Genomic DNA, 21,856 nt, shown 5'->3' with positions numbered 1-21,856 from the left:
CAAATGCGTGCCGACGCGGAGCGCCGGCACGATAGACAATCAAACCGGCTTAAACCAACCCTTCCTTCTGCAACTCGCTCTTCAGATATGCATAATAAATCGGCCCTGCCACCACACCCGGCAGGCCGAATGCGGCTTCGAACAGCAGCATCGCCAGCAGCAACTCCCACGACCTGGCATTGATCTGCCCGCCGACGATGCGCGCATTGAGGAAATACTCGACCTTGTGGATCACGATCAGATAACCCAGCGCCGCCAGGGCGACCCAGATCGAAATCGACATGCCGACAATGAAAATCAGCGTGTTCGACATCAGGTTACCCACCACCGGCAACAGGCCGAGCAGGAAGGTCATGATGATCAGGGTCTTGGTCAGCGGCAGATGAATCCCGCACAGCGGCAGGACGATAGCCAGGAATACCGAGGTAAACGCCGTATTGAGCAGGGAAATCTTGATCTGGGCGAATACGATATTACGAAACGCGCGGCTGACCAGATACAGACGATCAAACAGTGCGGCGGCCAGCGGCTTGCGCACATGGTCCGCGGAAATGCGCTGCAAAGCGATGATCGCGCCCAGCACCATGCCGATCAGCATGGTGACAAACATATGCGCCGCGCCCTTGCCGATCAGCTGTAGCTCACCAACATGCTTTTGCAGCCACTGCCCGAGGGACACCTGAAATTCTGCCGCACTGGCAGGCAGGTAAGCATCGATAAACGGTGGCAACTGACCACGGGCACGGTCCACCAGGGTCATGAACTTGTCCAGCGAGGCGCCGGGGTTTTCGGCTTCATGCAGCACAAAGCTGATGGCACCGGCAAAGATCAGCGTCAGCAGGCTGACGATTATCGTGCCCAGCAACGCCACCGCCAGCCAGCGCGCACGCTCGCCGGAGATCAGACGCTGCAATTTGGGGGTCAACATATTGACCAGCTCGAAGACCAGCAGACCGGCCAGCAGACTGGGCAGCAACTTGAACGGCAACACTGCCAACAGACCGCCAAACACAAGAATCCAGCTGGCGATTAAGACCTGACGCGCAGAAAACGTTGGCATAGACCCTCAGAGGGCAACACAAGGAAGGTGGGCAGTCTGCCAGCCTTCTCAACCGAGAACCAGTGATCCGAAAGCAGGAAAAAACAAGGCGCGACCCTCTGCCCGATGATCGGCTCGATAATGGCGCGAAAGTGCAGTGTTTACTGCACCCGCGCCTGTTGCTTGTGGTGAAGGCTGGCGTCGAAAAATTATTTCTTCTTGAGACAATCGCTCATGAAGCTCTTGCGCGCGTCACCTTTGAGCGCCTGGCTGCCCGCCGTCGCGTTACAGGTTTTCATTTTCTCCTGCTGAGTGGCCGCTGGCGGCGGCGCAGCTTTCAGGCACGTGCTCATGAACGCCTTGCGCTCATCCCCCTTGAGCGTCTTCGCGCTGGCGTCAGCATTGCAAGTGGTCATCTTGTTCTGCTGCGCGGTGGCAGCGAACCCCTGAGCTGACACCATCAGGCCCACAAGCAACAAAGGAATACCGAGCTTCTTCATCGATCCACTCTCCACGTCCACTGCGCCGGACGGCACAGGCTGCAATCAAGTGTAGTCAAGCTGTTGCAACCTATGACGGCGCATCACGCATTGCCGCTGGCATTCGCCGCCAACAGGCGGATAATTGCACCTCGCTCTGATGACGACCCTCTCATGCAATACGCTTTTCCACTGATCACCGTGCTCATCTGGGCGGTCAATACTGCTGTCACCAAGGCTTCTGCCGGGGTGATCTTTCCGGCTGAAATAGGTTTTTATCGCTGGGCGCTGGCAGGTTTGCTGTTCACGCCCTTCATGATCAAGCCGGTCTGGGCAAACCGTGCGGCGATCAAACCGCTGCTGGGCAAGATTTTCGTCCTCGCCGTGCTCGGCACCGCGATGTATCAAAGCCTGGCGTATTTCGCCGCAGGTCTCACGACTGCCACCAACATGGGCATCATTCAGTCGCTGGTGCCGATGATGGCGCTGGGGCTGTCGATAGCCTGCCTGGGCAACCACCTGACCTCTGGCGCGCTGCTGGGGGCGATTCTGTCGTTCGCAGGCGTGGTGGTTGTGGTGTCGGCGGGCAATCCTGCCCAATTGATCGAACATGGCGTCAATCGAGGCGATGCAATGGTGCTGGTGGCAGCGGCGTCGTATGCGGTTTACAGCACGCTGTTGAAAAAGTGGCAGTTGCGCCTGCCGCCGTTGCAGCTTTTATACGTGCAGATTCTGCTGGCGATTCTGGTGTTGCTGCCGCCGTTCATCCTGTCGTCGAAAACCGGCCTGAACGCAAGCAACATCCCGATGGTGCTGTACGCGGCGATCCCCACCTCCATGCTCGCGCCGTGGCTGTGGATGACCGCCATCATGCGCCTGGGTCCCAGCCGCACGACGCTGTTCTTCAACCTGATGCCGATTGCCACGGCATTGATTGCAGCGGCGACGCTGGGCGAACAACTGGCGCTCTACCACCTCTTTGGCGGAGCGCTGACCCTGTGCGGAGTCGTCCTCGCAGAACGCTGGACGACTCCGCTGCGGTCAAAAGCAAGTTAAGCAGTCGCGCTGCCTTCACTGCCCTCCAGGCTATGAATCGACACGTCGGTGATTCCGGCAGCGTGGGGCATGCCGGCGTCACCGGTTGAAAGATCGTCCAGCTCGACATGGTGCTTGAGCGCCAGCTCGTGCACCACTTCGATGATGGGCACATCCAGATTCTCGATAACGTCTACGTGGTGCTCGCCCAGCAAGGTGTACTCGATTTCGTACAGTTCTTTATCGCTCATCGCATCTTCCTGGCCGTCACTGAGGATCGGCTGATTAACGAACTACGGTCTGAAAAACCTTACCGATGACCGAGCCCAGGGTCGGACCGAAGTGGCCGACCGTGCCATCAGATTGACCTCGGCCTTTGGCGAACGTGCGAGCGAATATTCAAAGGCCCAGCTTGCCGCAGGAGGTGCTGCCGTATCGCCATCTTTTTTTCGAACTCTTCTCTCCGTTTACTGCTCCAAGCGCTACCGGGCCAATACCGGCTCTGACATGTGGAGCAATAACGATGTACAAGAAAATCTTCGCGGCGACCTTTGTATTGGCAACGATGGCTGGCTGCAGCAACACAACCGTGCAAAACCCGGTGGACTACGTCACTTATCGCAACGAGCCGCTGGTCAAGCAGGTCGAAAACGGCATGACGCGCCAGCAGGTCCTGACCATCGGCGGCGAGCCCTCGACGACCATCGAACGCAAGGTCAATACCGGCACCTGCAACAACTACGTCATGAACAAAGATGGCCACAAACAGGTTTACCACGTCAGCTTCAACAGCGACGGCCGTGTGACCAACAAAGGTTTCATGACCTGCGAACAGCGCGAGAAGAACGAAAAAGCGATGTAACTGAAGCCACTAAAGAAGCCCGGCGCGCAATGCGTCGGACTTTTCCATGTTTGACGTTTATGTATTAAACGCACAATTAGACAGTGCGTTTAAAAACACCGGCTGCGCCTTGAAACCAATGTAGAAATTTGCTGTCATAGCCACTCATCGTAAAATAACCAAGCAGCAACACTGATTACCAAGGAGAGGTTCATATGGCTTTCGACGCTTTTATTCAGATAGCAGACATCCCGGGCGAGGCGCTGGACGAGAAGTACAGCAAATGGATCGAAATCACCGGCTATAACTTTGGCGTCAACCAAAGCACCTCCGCAACTGCCAGTTCCTCGGGCGGCGCTTCATCCGGTCGTACCACCATGACCAACTTCACATTCACCAAGTACCTCGACAGCGCCAGTTGCAAGCTCATGGAAGCCAGCTGCGCAGGCCAGCACCTCAAGGAAGTCAAGCTGGTCCTCTGCCGCGCAGGCACCGACAAGCTCAAATACTACGAGGTGGTGCTCGAGGAAGTCATCATCGCCGACTACACACAGAGCGCGAGTTCCGGCATCCCTATCGAAATCGTACAGCTCAATTACGGCCGCATCAAAACCACCTACACCCTGCAGAAACGTGTCGATGGCACAGCGGGCGGTAACGTAGCCGGCGGTTGGGACCGGATCAATAATAAAAAGTACTCGTGAGGCATGACCATGGCCGAAGCACGATCTTTCATAAACCCCAGAACACAGACTTTTGACTCTCTAAAAACGAACCTTGCGCTGCCAAAGAACAGCAAGGCCAAGTTCGTCGCCCTCAATTCCCACATCTCGGGCGGCGTCGTCCTGCCCGGCGAGATAGTCATCCTCGGCGACGCGTCCACCCCCTCGTCCACCGCTCAGGAAGCTTTCCTGATGGCCAAGGCTGCGCAGGTGCATACGGCGTTGCTGGTCAATGGCGCAGGTGGGGATGACTTTTTTCTTGAGAATTTCGAGCTGCTCAAGCAGGCGATCTCCTACACATCCATGGGCATAGGCGCCACGAGTGATGGCTGGGCCAAGCATATGGAAGAGATCAAGAAATCGCTCCAGGATATCGAAAAGCTCTACCGGGAACACATGGGCTCCGGCACGATGACCCAACGAGACGCGTTCTACGCCAAACGATCAGAACTGTTCATGAAGCTTGATAAACTGCTCAATAATTTTCTGGCGTATGGATCCGGGCTGCGCAACGAAGGCTCGATCAAAAGACTGCTCGGGCTTTCAACCAGCAGCTACATGCACACAGGAGAAATCGCAGGATACGCTGACAAGGTATCTGGCGTAGCCAAAGCCTCTAAATGGATCAAGAGAGGAACGTATATAGGGACTGCGCTTGAGGTGGGCTCCACAGGGCTTTCAATTCATAAAGCTTGTACGGTTGGCCGTGAGGAGCAGTGTACGAGGGCGAAATATGTAGAGGGCAGTACGCTAGTAGGTAGCGTATCTGGAAGTATTATAGGGGGCAGCGTCGGAGGCGCTATAGGCACCTTTACATGCGTCGTCGGGCTGGGTCTAGTTACAGGAGGCCCCGGCGCATTAGCATGCGCTGTCATAGGGGGGGCAGCCGGTGGATTTCTCGTTGGTAAAATTGGAGAAAATATTGGAGAAGGCACTGGTGAGTTCATCTATAAAAAAGTTGGAGAGTAGCTTATGATGCCCGAAATTGTCGCCCCCTGTTTAATGATATCAATGCTGATGACTGTATTTTTTTCGTTTTACGTCGCTGCAAGATATACGGAAAAACTAGAAAGCCTCTTCCCAAACAGTAGATTCTTGGAAGACAACAAAGCAACATTCTCAGGAGCAGGCTTTCTCGGAAAAATAATGCGCTGCGGTTTTATGGCATTTATTCTGATGCTACCAGAACTCAGCATTAAAAGAGGGGCTGCTGACGCAAAGGACATCCGACAATTCCCGATTAAGTTAAAGTGGATACTGCTCATACCCTGGATCGCCCAGCTTACTCTGTGCACAGCTCTTATTCTATTTCAACTATGGACATCTTTTAGCACACACACCTAAGGAATCTCGAACAAGCCTCAACTATGCAAACCGCCAAAGCGCGGTGAGTTGATCGGAGCATCTTTAGGTGAAATGCTCTATAAGGAGCTCATAGAATGACAAGTGATCTAATAGGTCTCATTTTTGGAGCGCTATTGATACTCATCATAATAAATCTATTTGCCACGGCAGTTATTGCGCACAAGTATATTGAAACTATAGAGAAACAACTACCCAACTGCTCTTCTGTACAGACAATTAGAGAGGCCTGGTCGGGAGGTGGTCTGATTGGAAAAATCATGCGCGGCGGCATTATCACAACAATACTCATGGCCCCCAACCTGAGCACCAGAAGGGGACTTATCGACATTAAGGAAGTCGAAAACCTTTCGGGGTTTTACAAAAAAGCTTTACTCATCCCGACAATCGTGACGTTCTTTTTGTTTTTCTGCCTTATGGCACTCAGGGTTTCAGCTTACTTTTTGGGATTTTAAAAACCTGCCCGAATAGAAAATATTATTTTGAATAAAACTTCATACGCCATTTTGGCAAGGTCGATCAGGTCATGACGAATATCCCGATAGGCCTGATCGGCCTGCTCATAATGGTACCGCTGATACTCAATCTCATCGCCACCGCCGTCATTGCGCACAAATACGTTGAAGTTATAGAGGAGCAACTACCAAACTGCTCCTCCGTGCAGACCATCAGAGAAGCATGGTCAGGTGGCGGACTGCTCGGAAAAGTCATGCGCGGCGGCGTTATTTCAATAGTACTGATGGTGCCAAAGCTAAGCGCCAGGAGAGGCGTCATTGATGCCAAAGAGGTTGAAAAACTCCCAGCATTTTATAAAAAAATCTTGATAATCCCGACAGTCGTAAATTTTTGTTTATTTACAGCAATGATGGCACTTAGTATTTCCCTGGGTCAGAATTAGCACTCGATAACGACAAGACCAAAGGCATACATGGCACCCCCTTTCATAAAGCGCACAAGGGAGCAGTCTTCATGAGCGAGATCAGAACTTGACCAGTATCGAGCCGGGCCTAATTGGGCTTTTCTTGTACGCCGCGATGCTCATCATTATTCTCGCGTCAGCCTACGTAGCACATAACTACACGCACATTTTCGAATCCCACTTACCCAACTGCAAGCTCATCACAGACAACAAATCCACGTACGGCGACGCAGGCATGCCTGGAAAAATGGTGCGATGCGGAATGATGTATCTGTTTTTGATTTTTCCCGGCCTGGGCAAGAAATGAGGCCTCATGGATATAAAGGAATCCAGAAGCTTTCCTAAAAACATGAAGTACCTGCTGTTTATCCCCTGGACAGCGCAGATCGTGGTGCTTATGGCATTGATCTGGTTCACGCAGTTTGTGATTCCACGCGCTTGAAAGATGATAATGACGCGCACCCAAGCAGGTCCGGGCGCAGGATAGACGGTGGTGATTTGCCTAAATTACCCGACGAATCACAGCACATTCCCCAGGATAGAAAATACACCACGCCCCAGAGAACCCTCCAGAGCGCAGTATCAGGCCCACCAGCAGATTGACGCTTAAAAAACCAGCTTGAACAGGGCAATAACCACGACCAGGCCGATCAGAAAGATGATGCCGACGGTGCTTCCCAGGAACTTGAGCATTGTGTATCTCCACGATTTATTTGGGTCTCATGGTTGGGACCGCAGCGTTTCGCGCTCGTTTCTTATATTTTTACATTTAGTCACAACCTTCCAAACCGGCGAAAATCCGATAAAACTTTTCCCCTCCTCCAGCACTCACAACCTTTGCTGATCTTGCCGGGCATCACACAGAGCGGGACAGCAAAACCTGATGAACCCTGGAGATAAATGATGACTTCTGCACCGCAATCACAGCTTTCCGATGTGAACACCCTGCGCCAGCGTGCGCGCCAGAACGTTGAGAATGGTGCTGTCACCGAAGGCTACAGCGCTGATCGTGAAACGGTACTGCGCCTGCTCAATGAGTCGCTGGCGACCGAGCTGGTTTGCGTCCTGCGCTACAAGCGCCACTACTACATGGCGTCCGGCCTGAAAGCCAGCGTCGCTGCGGAAGAGTTTCTGGAGCACGCCACCCAAGAGGCCGAGCACGCCGACAAGCTGGCCGAGCGTATCGTGCAACTGGGCGGCGAGCCGGAATTCAACCCGGACCTGCTGTCGAAGAACTCTCACGCGCAATACGTTGCAGGCAACACGCTCAAAGAAATGGTCTACGAAGACCTGGTCGCCGAGCGCATTGCGGTCGACAGCTATCGCGAGATCATTCAGTACATCGGCGACAGCGACCCGACCACCCGCCGCATCTTTGAAGAAATCCTTGCTCAGGAAGAGGAGCATGCCGACGACATGGCGGATATTCTCGAAGGCCTGTAACACTCGGCGCCAAGTGAAAAGCCAGGACCTGTGTCCTGGCTTTTTTTGTGGGCAACTGGAACGCGTGATTGACGCACCACTATCGTTCCCTGGGCTCCCTTGGCATGCCGATCGTGACGCTCTGCGTCACAGACCTGCATCGCACCGATGATCCTTGAGTGTGCAATCACTTCACCGTCTTCGGCGCCTTGCCGGTGCGCATTTGTTCGAGCAGCGGGCCGCACTGGTTCGGCTCGCTGTCACCCGTGGCAACCAGCGCCAGCAACCCTGCCACCGGGCCGACGGTTGCGCCAAGCAGGACCATGCCGGCTCCGCGCAACAGCAACGGTCCGGACTGCACGCCGGCGTTGGGTTTGGCAAACGGGCCGTTGACGTACAGCGGCGAGCGCAGCGAGAACACACGGAAGCCCTTGGATTCAGGGTTGATCTGCAGGTCCAGTTGCTCGGTCTTCATGTTCGCCGTGCCGCTGATGTAAATAATGGCGTTTTCAGTGTCGAAGACGAACAGGCGACTGGTCGCCAGCCCGTCCTTGATGCCGAAGTCGGAAGCCGCGCAGTTGATCTTCACGTCCTTGTCACCAAACAGCTTGCCCACCACGTAGTTGCCGACGTTGAGCCCGGCGATTTCCATCAGGCCGCGGCTGATCGCGCCATCGTTGACCAGCATCTTCATTTCGCCATTGGCAGTGCCGAGCAAGGCCGCAATCGAATTGCCCCGGCCGCTGATGTCGGCATCGCCGTTCAACTCACCGAAACTGGTTTTCATCGGCTCAAAGGTCGGGAACAGTTGCTTGAGTTTGAAGTTGCGCGCCGACAGCTTCGCCCTGCCCTGCAACGGCTTGTTACGGCCGTCGAGGCGGATATCGGCGTCCAGCTTGCCGCCTGCCACGCCAAAGCGCAGTGGCTCAAGGCTCAACTGACCGTCGTTGAGAATCAGGTGGGTATAGAGGTCGGTAAACGGCAGATCAGGGCTCTGCACGATGCGTTTGCCGGTGAATTCCACGTCGGCGTCCATCGCGCGCCAGCGGTCGGTCTGAAACTCCTCGACCGGCAAGACCTTGCCCGAAGGCTGCTTGCTCTCGCCGCCGCGTTTTTTCTGCGCGGCATTGGAGTCGGCACCGATCAGCGGAGCGAGGTCGCTGAACAGCAGTTGATTGGAAACCAGCACACCACTCAGCTTAGGCCGCGGCTGACTGGCCACGTAGCCCAGGTCGCCGTGGATATCGCTGTTGCCGATCTTGCCGTTGAAGCCTTCGTAACGAAAGTTGGCACCTGCGGGATCGTGCAGTTTGGCCACCAGGCGTCCATCGGTGGAGTAAGCCGGTGAGTCCGGCAAGGTCACGCCAGTCAGCGGGTACAGATTGCTCAGGCTTGCGCCGGACAGTTTCAGGCGCAGGTCCAACGCGCCGAGGTTTTGGGGGTCGGTCAGGGTGCCGGCGATCACCGCGTGAGTGTCGCCGATCTTGACGTCCGCCTGCACCGGGAATGGCTGGCTGGCATCTTTCAGCGCCAGCAAGCCACCGATTTTGCCGGTGCCGCTCAGCTTCTGGCCGTGGTATTGGCCTTTGACGGCCAGGCCAAACGCGTAATCCTGAGGCACGGAGCCCTTTTCCTGCGCTTTTTGCGCCTCTTTGCTGCCCACGATTTCGCTGAACGGGATCGGTTTGCCGAGCATGTCGATCACCACATCCAGATTGGCATTCAACGTCTGGTCATTGAAACTGACCAGCCCTTTGTCGAACTTGATCGCGCCGATATCGATCACCCATTTGGACGGCTCGGCATTCGGGTCGGATTTGGGCAAATCGAACACCCAGTTGGCACGGCCATCAGCCAGACGCTCCAGCTTCGCTTCCGGGCCGGTCAGATCGATGCGCGGGATAACCACTTGCTGAACCAGCAACGGCAGCAGCGAGAGTCGAAACTCGACGTGCTTGAGGTTGACCATCTGCGGCGTTTTCGACCAGTCCGGGTTGCCCAGCGTCAGGTCATCTGCAACGAAGTGCGGCGACGGCACCCAGGCGCGCCAGCCGCCCAGCTCCGGCTCGCGAGTCCAGCGCACATCCAGATCGCCATTGATGGCGAAAGGACGCTGCAGCGCCTCGCTGACTTTCTCGTTGAGGGTGGGCTTGATGCGATTCCAGTCGAAAGTGACGATCACAATGACCAGTACAGCGAGCACCAACAGAAGCGTGGTGCCCGTCCAGGCGAAAATTTTGCGGCTGCGCGTCATGCGTGACTCTCCAGAAAACAGCGCCCCGACCCTGGCGCGCTGAATACGACATGAATGTTCGACTGACAAACGCGCCGAGGGTTTGATTTGAATACGAATTCCAGCCAAAGGCCAGTACTGATGCTGTCGCGTTGACCTGAGGGCTTGCCTGAAAACCCTTTCGACGCGGGCAAAGCGCATTTGCTAAAGTGCTGGCGCCTATTCCAAGAAACAGTTGAACCATGCTGCCCCGCGCCGAACAGAAACAACAGACCCGACGAGCCTTGCTGGATGCCGCCCACCAGTTGATGGAGAGTGGCCGCGGGTTTGGCAGCCTCAGCCTGCGTGAAGTGGCGCGCACGGCAGGCATCGTACCGACCGGTTTCTATCGCCATTTCGAGGACATGGATCAGTTGGGTCTGGCGCTGGTCATCGAGGTTGGCCAGACTTTTCGCGAGACCATCCGCCTGGTGCGCCATAACGAATTCGCCATGGGCGGCCTGATTCGCGCCTCGGTGAAAATATTTCTCGAACGTGTGGCGGCCAACCGTTCGCAGTTTCTGTTTCTGGCCCGCGAACAATACGGCGGCTCGCTCAAGGTGCGTCAGGCGCTCGGCGCGCTGCGCGAAGGCATCAGCGCCGACCTGACCGCCGACCTGGCGAAGATGCCCAAGTGGCAACACCTGAATGCCGACGCGCTGTCGATAATCGCTGACCTGGTGGTGAAAAGCGTTTTCGCCATGCTTCCCGAACTGATCGATCCGCCACCCGCCTCGCTGGCACCGCACTTGACGCCACAAGCGAAGATCACCCAGCAGTTGCGCTTCATCTTTATAGGTGCACGACATTGGCGGGGGCTTGGTACCCACGATTGAGCGTCAGTTGAAGACAGTGCGCGCACCAAAACAAAGCATATTTTCAGCACCGCACCACTAATAGGCATAAACAGGTCACACCCGATCAAAATCATTCATATTTATCGGCGATTTCCTACAGCGTGCACTGTTGGCAAGCCCCTTGCTCTGATCTGAAGCATCGCAATTGGCTGGAAGCTATCTGATGCTGGTGATTCACAACCGAATCGAACCTCAGGCCGAATGGGCCGCCGAGCTGCATTTGAATTTTGAAGCACGCAGCAAAAGTCGTCTGCGCTGCTTCAGTGCAGAAAACGAAGACGTGGGACTGTTCCTGCAACGCGGTCAGTCGCCGCTGCGCGATGGTGAATTTCTGCAAGCTGAAGACGGCCGTATCGTGCGTGTCTGCGCGCGCCCCGAGAAGCTCATGCACGTCACCTGCAGCAGTACATTCGAGCTGACGCGCGCCGCGTATCACCTGGGCAATCGCCATGTTGCCCTGCAGGTCGGTGATGGCTGGCTGCGCCTGCTCGACGATTACGTGCTCAAGGCCATGCTCGATCAACTCGGTGCGACCACCGAAGCCATCGAAGCTCCGTTCCAGCCGGAACATGGTGCTTATGGTGGCGGGCATCATCATTCACGCGCAGGGGAAGAGGACTTCAACTACCCACCGCGCATGCACCAGTTCGGCGTGCGCAAGTGAACAGCGCCTGGGCGCTCTTGCGTCTGGCCAGTCCGCAGTTGCCGATTGGTGGCTATAGCTACTCGCAAGGGCTGGAAATGGCCGTAGAGCAGTCTATGGTGATCGACCCGCAGACTGCCGGACGCTGGATTGGTGATCAGTTATTGCTCAACCTTGCCCGCTTCGAGGCCCCCTTGTTGTTGGCTCACTGCGAAGCAGCAGCCGTTGGCGACTGGGGGCAGCTGCTGCAAGTCAGCGAACAACACCGCGCCAGCCGCGAGACCCGCGAGTTGCATCAGGAGAGCCGGCAGATGGGCTACTCCCTGCAACAGTTGCTCAACGGCCTGCCTGAACTGGACCGCGACGCCCGGCGCTTTCTGGAACAGACCACAGAGCCGCATCTGGCCCTTGGCTGGGCGCTGGCTGCTCGCACATGGCGGATCAGCCCGCAGGACGCACTGGCCGCATGGCTGTGGAGCTGGCTGGAAAACCAGCTGGCTGTGCTGATGAAGACGCTGCCACTGGGCCAGCAAGCCGCGCAGCGCCTGACCAGCGAGCTGTTGCCGTTGTTGCAGCAGGCGCAGGTCAATGCCAGCGCACAAGACACTCACCCTGCTGGCAGCGCGGCCTTCGGCCTGGCGTTGGCGAGCATGGCCCACGAACGTCAATACAGCCGGTTATTCCGGTCCTGATCAGCTTTATGGAGAACTCAATGAACAGCCAACCTCTGCGCGTCGGCATCGGTGGCCCGGTCGGATCCGGCAAGACCGCCCTGACCCTGGCCCTGTGTCTGGCCCTGCGTGAACGCTACAACCTGGCGGTCGTGACCAACGATATCTACACCCGCGAAGACGCCGACTTTCTGGTGCGCAACGAAGCACTGGCACCGGAGCGCATCATCGGTGTTGAAACCGGTGGCTGCCCGCACACAGCCATTCGTGAAGATGCCTCGATCAACCTTGAAGCCGTTGACCAGCTCAATCGTCGTTTCGAGGGGCTGGATATGATCATTGTCGAATCCGGTGGCGATAACCTGTCGGCGACCTTCAGCCCCGAGCTGTCAGACCTGACCATCTACGTGATCGATGTGTCGGCAGGCGACAAGCTGCCGCGTAAAGGCGGGCCCGGGATTTGCAAGTCCGACCTGCTGGTGATCAACAAGATCGACCTGGCGCCGCTGGTGGGTGCTTCGCTGGAGATGATGGACAGCGACACGCGCAAAATGCGTGGCGAAAAGCCGTTCGTCTTCAGCAACCAGAAAACCGGCCAGGGTCTGGAACAGATCATTGCCTTTATCGAGCGCCAGGGCCTGCTGACCACGGCCGCCTGAATTCAACCCAAAAGGAACCCGTCGATGAACTACAAAAAAGCCTTGGGCGCCCTCGCCCTGCTGTTGGTGCCTACGTTGGCGCTGGCTCACCCCGGCCATGGCGATAACGGCTTGATCGCCGGTATCAGCCACCCGCTCGGCGGGCTGGATCATTTGCTGGCGATGCTGGCGGTCGGCTTGTGGGCTGCACAGCAACAGGGCACAGCGCGCTGGGCGCTGCCGTGCACTTTCGTCGGCACCATGCTGATCGGCGGCCTGCTGGGCTTTGAAGGCCTGAACCTGCCTGCGCTGGAAAGCGGCATTGCCGCCTCGGTACTGGCGCTGGGCCTGGCGGTGGCACTGGCGGTTCGTCCTCCGCTGGCACTGGCGATGGCGGCGACAGCCGTGTTTGCGTTGTTCCACGGCGTGGCGCACGGTCTTGAGCTGCCTGACATGTCCAGCCCGTGGGCTTACGCAGCCGGTTTCGTGGCGGCGACTGCAGCACTGCATGCAGCGGGTTATGCCGTGGTGCGCGTACTGCCAAAAGCGGCTGCGCCACTGGTGCGCATCGCTGGCGCAGCCTCGGCGGCGACGGGCGTGTGGTTGCTGGCGGGCTGATAACTGACTCTCGTGCCAACGCTGGAGCGTGCGCAACGATAATCTCAATATCGTGCGACGCTCTGCGTCGCATGCCGTTCTGGACGCTCCGCGTCCTCTTGCGACGCAGAGCGTCGCGACCCGCATTGCCACGCTGGAGCGTAAGTAACGAGCAGTGCAAGCGCAGCGTCCTGAATACTCATCGGCGCAGCAATCCTGATAACATGCTGCGCACTTCGACACTGCCGCGATGCCCGCCGATGCCTCATGTTTCCAGCTCTGCCTCCAGCCCTGAACTGACCGCCGCACTCGCTGCCTTGCAAGCGCACTTCCTGCAAGTCGTCGTGCCGCTCTGGCAGGGGCCGGGCTGGAATGCGCAACTGGCGCTGCCTTATGAAGCACTGGATGCCGACGATCAGCCGTTGCCGCCGCAGCGCTATCGGGCGATGGCCTGTGCGCGGCAGTTGTTCCTGTTTTCCAGCCTGATCGGTAACCCTGATGTGCCGAATGCGCAAACCCGGGCTGGCGCGCTGTTCCGCTCTTTGCAACAGCATTTCCATGATGCCGAGCACGGCGGCTGGTTCTACAGCATTGATCCCCAGGGCACGCCACTGGACCGCCGCAAGGACCTCTACACTCACGCCTTCATCATATTTGCCTGCGCGCATTACTGGGCTAAAGTGCGCGACCCGCTCGCCGAGTCAGTGCTCAACGCAGCGCTCAACGTAGTAGCTGAACGCTTTGCCGACGATGACGGGCTATACGAAGCGCAACTCGATGAAGACTGGTCGACGCTGGGCAGCGGCCCGTTGCAGAACCCCCTGATGCACCTGGCCGAAGCCTTTCTGGCAACATTGTCGGTGCGCGCCGATCCGGCCACTCAGGCGGCTATGGATGCGCTGGTTATCCACATGCAACGCCGCTTTGTCGACACGGCAACCGGCGTGATGCTGGAAAAACCGCTGGGGGCTGTGGATAACTGGTACGAGCCGGGCCATCAGTTCGAATGGTTTTTCCTGCTGCAATCCTCGCCCGACCTGCACGGTCGCGAACTACACCACTCCATGACCCGCGCATTCGCGTACGCCCAGGCACAAGGCGTTGATGCACAGAGCGGCGCGGTTACGGCCATGCTGACGCTGGACGGCACGGTGCGCGACGCTACCCAGCGTATCTGGGCCCAGGCGGAGTATTTGCGGGCAATGGCGCTACGGCCTGACAGTGAGGCCGGGCTACTGAAGCAGTTGCAGGCTTTTGAGCGGCGCTTTCTGCATGCCAAAGGCTGGAACGAGTGCGTGGAGCCCGACGGTACGGTCAGTCGCAGCGACATGCCTTCGACCACGCCTTACCATCTGGCAACGTGTTACATCGGTCTGGCTGATTTTGCCGAGAACCGCTTCGTCACCGCCTTCCCGCCGCCGGTGCCAGGAGAGGGCTGATCGAGCTGTAACGCTCGATCAGCAGGACGGTCAGCCGCGATTGCGATCAATTGCAAAGCCAGCCCAGGTCTGGCTGACGGGCATCAGCTCCAGACTGTTGATGTTGACGTGCGCTGGCGTGTTCATGATCCAGAAAATGGTGTCGGCGATGTCCTGTGGCTGGATCGGCTCGGCACCTGCGTAGGTGGCGTCATACTTGGCTTGATCGCCGCCGAAACGCACCAGCGAAAACTCGCTCTCGCACAACCCTGGCTCCAGGTTGGTGACTCGTACACCCGTGCCGATCAGGTCGTTGCGCAGGTTCAGCGAGAACTGGCCGACGAATGCCTTGGTGCCGCCGTAGACGTTGCCGCCCGGATACGGGTAGTTACCGGCCACCGACCCCAGGTTGACGATGCTCGCCCCGCGACCGTGCGCGATCAGGCGTGGCAGCAACAGGCGAGTGGTGTACACCAGGCCCTTCACGTTGGTGTCGATCATGGTGTCCCAGTCATCCAGATCGCACTTGGGCGCAGGGTCGATGCCCAGCGCCAGACCCGCGTTGTTGATCAGCCCACGAATGCTGGCAAACGCCTCAGGCAAATCGCCGAGGGCGCTCTCCATCGCCGTGCGGTCACGCACATCCAGCACCAGCGTGTGGACTTTGGTCTGCTTCGACAGCTCGGCACTCAAGGCATCCAGACGGTCTTTACGGCGACCGGTCAATACCAGCGACCAGCCCGCATCAGCAAAACGGCGGGCGCAGGCCTCACCGAAACCGGAAGTAGCGCCCGTGATGAATACGGTGGAAGTCATTTCAATCTCCTGACATGGCGCGAAAAAAGCGCAGCCTGTTAATAAGTTAGCGGCAGGGCAGCAGAATGCCCGTCAGCGGGGCCACGATGCAACAACCCGGCACTTTTGTACAAAAAACAACCAGCTTGAGCAACGCCATGTATTCCGGGGCTTGCAGGTACTTTTGCCCACCTTATCCACAGTCAGACACACAATCTCTGGGGGCAAGTCGGTTACGCTGAAAGTCCCGTCGTTCGGGGCTTCCAGCGATTGGGGTGAAGTTTTTCCCTTGACTTTGCCCGACACCACAAAGGGAATGAGGAGCGTCAGAAAACCGTGATGGCCTGTAGCCCAGATGCAGCAACGGCTGGATCACTATTTCCAACGCTTGTTCACAGACTTATCCACAGGCTATGCAACTGTAAAAGCTGTATGAACGACCAGTTGCAAAACGGTTGACAAACCCCTTCGAAAGTTAGCCGAAAACCTTTGTACGAAATTTAACCAGCGCGCTACAGCCCTTATGCATAAAGGGCTGCAGGTAAATACTCCCAAGTTATTAACAGCCAGTTCCACAGTAAACCTGAACAAGTCAAAACGGTGACAAAACAACCATTTGCAGCGGTTTTATGTCGCATGCAGGAGGGTCACCAAAAATGTTTTCCACAATTGCAAAGAAACGCGCTCCGGATGTTTGAGCATCCGGGGCGCGGGTTGAATACGACAGGTCTTTGACGAACTCAGTGACCGCCCAGATAAGCGTTCCTGACCTCTTCATTTACAAGCAATTCCTTGCCCGTACCTGACAAGCGAATCTCACCGTTGACCATCACATAGGCGCGATCCGACAGCTTGAGCGCATGGTTGGCGTTCTGCTCGACCAGAAAGATGGTCATGCCGGTGGCCGCCAGCTCGCGCAGGGTCGAGAAGATCTGTTTGACGATGATCGGCGCCAGCCCCAGGCTCGGTTCGTCGAGCAGCAGCAACTTGGGCCGGCTCATCAGCGCACGGGCAATGGCGAGCATTTGCTGCTCGCCGCCGGACATGGTCATGGCGCGCTGGTTGCGGCGCTCCTTGAGGCGCGGGAACAGCTCGAACATGCGCTGCATGTCTTCAGCCGAATGCTTGTCGCCAATCGGGATGGTGCCCATCATCAGGTTTTCCTCGACTGACATGTCGGGGAACACCCGCCGCCCTTCCGGCGACTGCGCAATGCCATTGGACGCAATGTAGTGCGAGGACTTCTGGGTGATGTCCGTGCCCTGATAGATGATCTGCCCGCTGGCGGCACGCGGCTGACCGAAGATCGACATCAGCAGCGTGGACTTGCCCGCGCCGTTGGAGCCGATCAGGCTCACCGTTTCGCCTTCATTAATGTGCAGCGAGACCTTCTTGAGGGCCTGAATCGGCCCGTAAAACACATCGATCTCTTTCAGTTCGAGGATCGGCTTGCTCATACCAGCTCCTCTTCATCAGCGCCCAGGTACGCAGCGATCACTTTCGGATCGTTGCGGATCTGTTCCGGCCCGCCCATGGCAATCACGTTGCCGTGGTCGAGCACCACAATATCGTCGGAAATCCCCATGACCATGCCCATGTCGTGCTCGATCAGCACAATGGTCATGTCGTGTTCATCGCGCAGCAGGCGGATCATGCCGCTCAGCGCCTCGGTTTCCTGCGGGTTGAGACCGGCAGCCGGCTCGTCCAGGCAGATCACCTGCGGACGCGTGCACATGGCACGGGCGATCTCCAGACGGCGTTGCTGGCCGTAGGACAGCTCGCCCGCCAGACGGTTGGCGCAATCCACCAGATCGACCACTTCCAGCCAGTAGAACGCCGTATTGAGCGCGTCCTCTTCGGCCTTGCGATAGCCTTTGGTGTTGAGGATCCCGCTGATCAGGCTGCGGTTGACCCACATGTGCTGGGCAACCAGCAGGTTCTCGACCACAGACATTTCCTTGAACAGGCGAATGTTCTGGAAGGTGCGCGCCAGCCCTGCCCGGTTGACCAGATGGGTGCCGCCGAACATCTTGTAGTACACCCGGCTGAAAAAGCTTTTCGGCGAGACAAAGTCAGTCGCCTTGAACGGCTCGCCCAGCAGCCGGATCACATTGGTGGTCTTGCCGCGGGTGTGCAGCTCGATGCGCCCGCCAGTGGCCTTGTAGAAACCGGTCAGGCAGTTGAAAACCGTGGTCTTGCCCGCACCGTTGGGACCGATCAGGGCAAAAATCGAGTTGCGACGCACCTTGAGGCTGACGTCGCTGAGGGCCTTGATGCCGCCAAAGTGCATCATCAGGTGCTCGACAGAAAGAATCACTTCATTGCTCATCGCGCACCTCCTTCTGTCACCAGCGCACCCTTGCGTGGTTTCACCCCGGTGCGGCTGATGCGGATCAGGCCGCGCGGCCGCCAGATCATCATCAGCACCATCAGAATGCCGAACAGCAACACGCGGTACTCGGAGAAGCTGCGCAGCAGTTCAGGCGCAACGGTGAGCACGAACGCAGCAATCACCACACCGATGGTCGAACCCATACCGCCCAGCACGACGATGGCCAGAATCAGCGCCGACTCGAAGAAGGTGAACGACGTCGGGTTGACGAAGCCTTGGTAGCTGGCGAAAAACACGCCCGCAAGCCCCGCTGTCGAAGCACCTATGGTGAACGCCGAGAGCTTGACCAGTACGTGATTGAGGCCCATCGAACGGCAGGCAATCTCGTCTTCACGCAAGGCTTCCCAGGCACGACCGATCGGCATGCGGGTCAGGCGATGCTTGATGAACAGCACCGCCAGCACCACCAGAAACAGCACGGTATAGATGAAGATGAATTTCAGGTCCGGGTTGTAATCGAAGCCGAAATATTCATGAATGGGGACACCGCCGTCTTTGGCGCGACGCCCGAATTCCAGGCCGAAAAAGGTCGGCGACGGCACCGGCACACCATTCGGGCCGCCCGTGAACGACAGCCAGTTGTTCAGCACCAGACGGATGATTTCGCCGAACCCCAGTGTCACGATGGCCAGGTAATCGCCATGCATGCGCAACACCGGAAAGCCGAGAATGCACCCGGCAAGCGCCGCCGCGATCGCTGCCAGCGGCAACGCCGACCAGAAACCCAGGCCCAGATACTGATAGCCGAGCGCCAGGCCATAAGCACCGATGGCGTAGAACGCGACGTAGCCCAGATCGAGCAGACCGGCCAGACCGACCACGATGTTCAGGCCCAGCCCCAGCAGTACGTAGATCAGCCCGAGAATGACCACGGTCAGGATGTACTTGTTGGCGAAGATCGGGAACACGATGGCAACCACGATCAGCAGCGGAATGATCCAGTACAGGCTGGATTTGTGATCGGGCTTGAGCACATGCACGCCAGAATCCGAGCTTTCAAAGCTCTGGGACATGCGTATGCCCCTGGGCGTCTGCAGGAACAGACTGATCACAAAACGCCCGACCATGACCACGGCCACCAGCCACGCGACGCGGGCCGGTTGCAGATTGAAGCTGTAACCGTCGAGCACGATGCCGACAATCGGGCCAAATACGATCAGCGCCAGCAGCCCGGCGACGACGGCATCGATCAGGCTTTTTTTGATTTCAACAGGTTTGGTGACAGGACCAGCAGCAGTAACGGACATACTTATACCTTCGCCACGAGTGGGCGACCCAGCAGGCCTTGGGGACGGAAAATCAGGATCAATACCAACAGGCCGAAACTGAACACGTCTTTGTAATCGGAGTTGATCAAACCGGAGAACTGCGACTCGGCAACTCCGAGGATCAAACCGCCCAGCATGGCGCCCGGTAGCGAACCAATGCCGCCGAGTACCGCAGCCGTGAAGGCCTTGATGCCGATGATGAAGCCCGCATAGAAATCGAAGGTGCCGTAATTCATGGTGATCAGCACACCGGCCAGTGCAGCCATGGCAGCACCAATGATGAACACGTAGGAGATGACACGGTCGGTGTTGATGCCGAGGATTGACGCCATCTTGCGGTCCTGCTGCGTGGCGCGGCACATGCGGCCCAGCTTGGTGTACTTGATGATGTAGGTCAGTACGCCCATGCCGACGAACGCGGCAATCAGGATGAAGATCTTGGTGTAGGTGATCTGCACAAAGCCGCTGCCGATCTCGAAGCGCCAGGCGCCTTCAAGCAATGTCGGCACGCCTTGCTGGCGAGCGCCCTGACTGATCTGCGCGTAGTTCTGCAGAATCAGGGAAATACCGATGGCGCTGATCAGCGGTGCCAGGCGGGTCGAGTTACGCAGTGGCTTGTAGGCCACCCGCTCGATGACAAACCCGTAGACGCCGGTGACCACGATGGTGAATACCAGCGTGCCGAGAATCAGGAATGGAAAGGATTCCAGCCCAAAGAAAGACAAAACCGCGAGGCCGATAGCGGCCAGGTAGGCGGAAATCATGTACACATCGCCGTGGGCGAAGTTGATCATGCCGATGATGCCGTAGACCATCGTGTAGCCGATGGCGATAAGGCCATAAACAGACCCGAGGGTGAGTCCGTTGACCATTTGTTGCAGGAAGATTCCATCCATCACGCACGCTCACACACTGAAAGGCAGCTCAGCCCCCCACTGATCGCCCCCTCGTGAGGCGCGATCGGCAGGTCCGAAAACACAAAAGAGATGCAGGCTCGCTCATGGGCGAGCCCATCACCCGGTCAGCCTCTGCCGGGCAGAACTGACACGAGGTTTATCTCACTTCTGTTTTTCGAGTTGCTTGTATTTGCCGGTGGCGTCCCACTGGTAAACCACATAGTCGGAGACTTTCAGGTCGCCCTTGGCATCCCAGGCTTTATCACCCATAACGGTCTTGACGGAGTTGGCCTTGAGCCACTTGGCAGCCTCTTCGCCCTTGTTGGATTTGGCGCCATTGAAGCCGGCAGCAAGGGCCTGTACGGAAGCGTAGGCGTACAGCGTGTAGCCTTCAGGCTCGTAACCGGATTTGCGGAACTCGTCCACAACCGCTTTGCTTTCCGGCAATACGCGCGGGTCTGCGCCGAAGGTCATGTACACGCCGTCTACGTATTGCGGACCGCCAGCGGTGGTGACCAGTTCGTCAGTGACGATGCCATCATCGGACATGAACTTGACGTCCTTGAGGCCCTGCTCGCGCATCTGACGAACCAGTGGACCGGCTTCCGGGTGCAGGCCGCCGAAATAAACGACGTCAGCACCTACCGAACGAATTTTCGTGACCAGCGCACTGAAGTCTTTTTCGCCACGTGTCAGGCCTTCTTCGAGCACTGGCTTCACGCCACGCGCGGTCAGTTGCTTGGCGGTAGCGTCAGCGAGGCCTTTGCCATACGTGTCCTTGTCGTTGAGGACCGCGATTTTCTTGCCCTTGAGTACGTCAACGATGTAGTCGCCAGCCACGATACCTTGCTGGTCATCACGACCACACATGCGGAACATCGCGCCCAAACCGCGCTCTGTGACAGTCGGGTTGGTGGAGCCAGGGGTAATCGCGATGATACCCGCCTCGTCATACACTTCCGACGCTGGAATGGTCGAAGATGAGCAGAAGTGACCGACCACCCCAGCCACTTTGTCCGAAGCCGCCTTATTGGCGACGGCAACGGCTTGTTTCGGTTCGCAGGCGTCGTCGTACGCCGTCAGCACGATTTTTTCCCCGTTCACACCACCCGCCTTGTTGATTGCATCGGCGGCAGCCTGCGCACCCTTCATGTATTGCTGACCAAACGATGCGTTGGCGCCGGTCATGGGACCTGCGACGCCGATTTTCACGTCAGCCTGTGCAAACGAAGACACGCTCAATGCAGTTGCCACTGCGATTGCCAGAAAGCCTTTCCTGTAAAACGTATGCGACATGAGTGGTGCTCCTGAGGATATTTTTTTAATGGGCACTGCAATTACGTGATTGCTCGAAATCAGCTTCAGAACTACGTGTTGCTTAGAGCAAGGCGCGTGCCATCACTTTTTCATTATCGTGAATGGCGTGTTTTTCTTTCCATTCAACGACCTGTTTACCACGCGCAGAGGCGTGCAACCCGCTGAAACACACAAGGTGCAACCTGACCGTGAAAAAGAGCAACCCAAACCGAGCCAGGTAGCAACCCACACATTCGACAATGGGCAACCCGCCTGTAACAACACACGTCACCG

General features: G+C 57.4%; 25 protein-coding genes and 1 pseudogene. 15 read left to right on the top strand and 11 right to left on the bottom strand.

The features are described from left to right. Positions 1-49: 49 nt before the first annotated feature. Together QRN38_RS02230 and QRN38_RS02225 are read right to left on the bottom strand one after the other, a co-directional pair. Positions 50-1,060 (bottom strand): AI-2E family transporter, encoded by a 1,011-nt coding sequence (locus QRN38_RS02230; protein WP_005763086.1) that lies wholly within the window; start codon positions 1,058-1,060, stop codon positions 50-52. 188 nt (positions 1,061-1,248) lie between these two features. After that, a complete protein-coding gene (locus QRN38_RS02225; protein WP_011105225.1) occupies positions 1,249-1,539 on the bottom strand; it encodes a PsiF family protein in 291 nt (96 codons plus the stop codon). A gap of 153 nt (positions 1,540-1,692) precedes the next feature. On the opposite strand from QRN38_RS02225, the gene QRN38_RS02220 reads away from it, so the two are divergent. Beyond that, positions 1,693-2,574, top strand: a complete 882-nt coding sequence (locus QRN38_RS02220; RefSeq protein ID WP_005763082.1) for a DMT family transporter — start codon at positions 1,693-1,695, stop codon at positions 2,572-2,574. Here the strand turns inward: QRN38_RS02220 and QRN38_RS02215 are convergent. Next, positions 2,571-2,804, bottom strand: coding sequence for a hypothetical protein (locus QRN38_RS02215; RefSeq protein ID WP_005763080.1), 234 nt, complete (start codon positions 2,802-2,804; stop codon positions 2,571-2,573). The two genes, QRN38_RS02220 and QRN38_RS02215, sit on opposite strands and share 4 nt — an antisense overlap. 272 nt (positions 2,805-3,076) lie before the next feature. Here QRN38_RS02215 and osmE point away from each other — a divergent pair, with 272 nt between their 5' ends. From osmE to QRN38_RS27975, 7 genes and pseudogenes are all read left to right on the top strand, one after another. Then, a complete protein-coding gene (gene osmE / locus QRN38_RS02210; protein ID WP_005763077.1) occupies positions 3,077-3,415 on the top strand; it encodes an osmotically-inducible lipoprotein OsmE in 339 nt (112 codons plus the stop codon). A gap of 194 nt (positions 3,416-3,609) precedes the next feature. Beyond that, positions 3,610-4,098 (top strand): Hcp family type VI secretion system effector, encoded by a 489-nt coding sequence (locus QRN38_RS02205; RefSeq protein WP_005736826.1) that lies wholly within the window; start codon positions 3,610-3,612, stop codon positions 4,096-4,098. 9 nt (positions 4,099-4,107) lie between these two features. Further along, on the top strand, positions 4,108-5,085 hold the full coding sequence (locus tag QRN38_RS02200; protein WP_057417897.1) for a hypothetical protein: 978 nt from the start codon (positions 4,108-4,110) through the stop codon (positions 5,083-5,085). 3 nt (positions 5,086-5,088) lie between these two features. Then, positions 5,089-5,460: a hypothetical protein gene (locus QRN38_RS02195; RefSeq protein ID WP_057417874.1), complete on the top strand. Its 372-nt coding sequence runs from the start codon at positions 5,089-5,091 to the stop codon at positions 5,458-5,460. 95 nt (positions 5,461-5,555) lie between these two features. Further along, positions 5,556-5,933, top strand: a complete 378-nt coding sequence (locus tag QRN38_RS02190; RefSeq protein ID WP_057417875.1) for a hypothetical protein — start codon at positions 5,556-5,558, stop codon at positions 5,931-5,933. A 71-nt stretch (positions 5,934-6,004) separates the two neighbouring features. Further along, entirely contained in the window at positions 6,005-6,376 is a 372-nt protein-coding gene (locus QRN38_RS02185) for a hypothetical protein (RefSeq protein WP_057417876.1), read from the top strand. 88 nt (positions 6,377-6,464) lie between these two features. Continuing rightward, positions 6,465-6,839: pseudogene (locus QRN38_RS27975) on the top strand (hypothetical protein). 164 nt (positions 6,840-7,003) lie between these two features. Here the strand turns inward: QRN38_RS27975 and QRN38_RS28105 are convergent. Further along, positions 7,004-7,090: a small membrane protein YohP gene (locus tag QRN38_RS28105; protein ID WP_441344152.1), complete on the bottom strand. Its 87-nt coding sequence runs from the start codon at positions 7,088-7,090 to the stop codon at positions 7,004-7,006. A 210-nt stretch (positions 7,091-7,300) separates the two neighbouring features. Here QRN38_RS28105 and QRN38_RS02170 point away from each other — a divergent pair, with 210 nt between their 5' ends. After that, positions 7,301-7,840 carry a ferritin-like domain-containing protein gene (locus QRN38_RS02170; protein ID WP_003376387.1) on the top strand — a complete coding sequence of 180 codons (540 nt, stop codon included), beginning with the start codon at positions 7,301-7,303 and terminating at the stop codon, positions 7,838-7,840. 166 nt (positions 7,841-8,006) lie between these two features. On the opposite strand, the gene QRN38_RS02165 is transcribed toward QRN38_RS02170, so the two are convergent. Next, entirely contained in the window at positions 8,007-10,073 is a 2,067-nt protein-coding gene (locus QRN38_RS02165) for an AsmA family protein (RefSeq protein WP_010202528.1), read from the bottom strand. Positions 10,074-10,294: 221 nt separating this feature from the next. Here QRN38_RS02165 and QRN38_RS02160 point away from each other — a divergent pair, with 221 nt between their 5' ends. From QRN38_RS02160 to QRN38_RS02135, 6 genes are all read left to right on the top strand, one after another. Beyond that, a complete protein-coding gene (locus tag QRN38_RS02160; RefSeq protein WP_005763069.1) occupies positions 10,295-10,927 on the top strand; it encodes a TetR family transcriptional regulator in 633 nt (210 codons plus the stop codon). A gap of 184 nt (positions 10,928-11,111) precedes the next feature. Continuing rightward, positions 11,112-11,612 (top strand): urease accessory protein UreE, encoded by a 501-nt coding sequence (gene ureE, locus QRN38_RS02155; RefSeq protein WP_007244624.1) that lies wholly within the window; start codon positions 11,112-11,114, stop codon positions 11,610-11,612. Further along, positions 11,609-12,283, top strand: coding sequence for an urease accessory protein UreF (locus QRN38_RS02150; RefSeq protein WP_057417877.1), 675 nt, complete (start codon positions 11,609-11,611; stop codon positions 12,281-12,283). The genes ureE and QRN38_RS02150 overlap by 4 nt, the downstream gene beginning before the upstream one ends. 20 nt (positions 12,284-12,303) lie before the next feature. After that, positions 12,304-12,921, top strand: coding sequence for an urease accessory protein UreG (ureG, locus tag QRN38_RS02145; protein ID WP_003376376.1), 618 nt, complete (start codon positions 12,304-12,306; stop codon positions 12,919-12,921). Positions 12,922-12,945: 24 nt separating this feature from the next. Beyond that, the gene (locus tag QRN38_RS02140; RefSeq protein ID WP_005763062.1) at positions 12,946-13,518 is read left to right on the top strand and encodes a HupE/UreJ family protein; all 573 of its coding nucleotides are present in this window, start codon (positions 12,946-12,948) and stop codon (positions 13,516-13,518) included. A gap of 203 nt (positions 13,519-13,721) precedes the next feature. Then, positions 13,722-14,936, top strand: a complete 1,215-nt coding sequence (locus QRN38_RS02135; protein WP_005763059.1) for an AGE family epimerase/isomerase — start codon at positions 13,722-13,724, stop codon at positions 14,934-14,936. A 30-nt stretch (positions 14,937-14,966) separates the two neighbouring features. Here QRN38_RS02135 and QRN38_RS02130 read toward each other — a convergent pair whose 3' ends face one another. From QRN38_RS02130 to QRN38_RS02105, 6 genes are all read right to left on the bottom strand, one after another. Then, positions 14,967-15,731 carry an SDR family oxidoreductase gene (locus tag QRN38_RS02130; protein WP_005763057.1) on the bottom strand — a complete coding sequence of 255 codons (765 nt, stop codon included), beginning with the start codon at positions 15,729-15,731 and terminating at the stop codon, positions 14,967-14,969. Between the two features lie 719 nt (positions 15,732-16,450). Further along, entirely contained in the window at positions 16,451-17,167 is a 717-nt protein-coding gene (locus tag QRN38_RS02125) for an ABC transporter ATP-binding protein (RefSeq protein ID WP_003317226.1), read from the bottom strand. Continuing rightward, complete coding sequence (locus QRN38_RS02120; RefSeq protein ID WP_003376366.1) at positions 17,164-18,039, bottom strand: ABC transporter ATP-binding protein; 876 nt, start codon at positions 18,037-18,039, stop codon at positions 17,164-17,166. Before QRN38_RS02120 ends, QRN38_RS02125 begins: the two co-directional genes overlap by 4 nt. Continuing rightward, entirely contained in the window at positions 18,036-19,349 is a 1,314-nt protein-coding gene (gene livM, locus QRN38_RS02115; protein WP_007244620.1) for a high-affinity branched-chain amino acid ABC transporter permease LivM, read from the bottom strand. The genes QRN38_RS02120 and livM overlap by 4 nt, the downstream gene beginning before the upstream one ends. Before the next feature lie 2 nt (positions 19,350-19,351). Further along, entirely contained in the window at positions 19,352-20,266 is a 915-nt protein-coding gene (locus QRN38_RS02110; RefSeq protein ID WP_002551844.1) for an ABC transporter permease subunit, read from the bottom strand. 162 nt (positions 20,267-20,428) lie between these two features. Continuing rightward, positions 20,429-21,562, bottom strand: a complete 1,134-nt coding sequence (locus QRN38_RS02105) for a branched-chain amino acid ABC transporter substrate-binding protein (RefSeq protein WP_057417878.1) — start codon at positions 21,560-21,562, stop codon at positions 20,429-20,431. Between the last annotated feature and the right edge of the window lie 294 nt (positions 21,563-21,856).

The organism is Pseudomonas sp. CFBP2511, from assembly GCF_030209255.1.
GTDB classification, from domain to species: domain Bacteria; phylum Pseudomonadota; class Gammaproteobacteria; order Pseudomonadales; family Pseudomonadaceae; genus Aquipseudomonas; species Aquipseudomonas avellanae.
The sequence above is the reverse complement of the archived record's forward strand: the minus strand, read 5'-3'. Positions and strand labels throughout refer to the sequence as shown.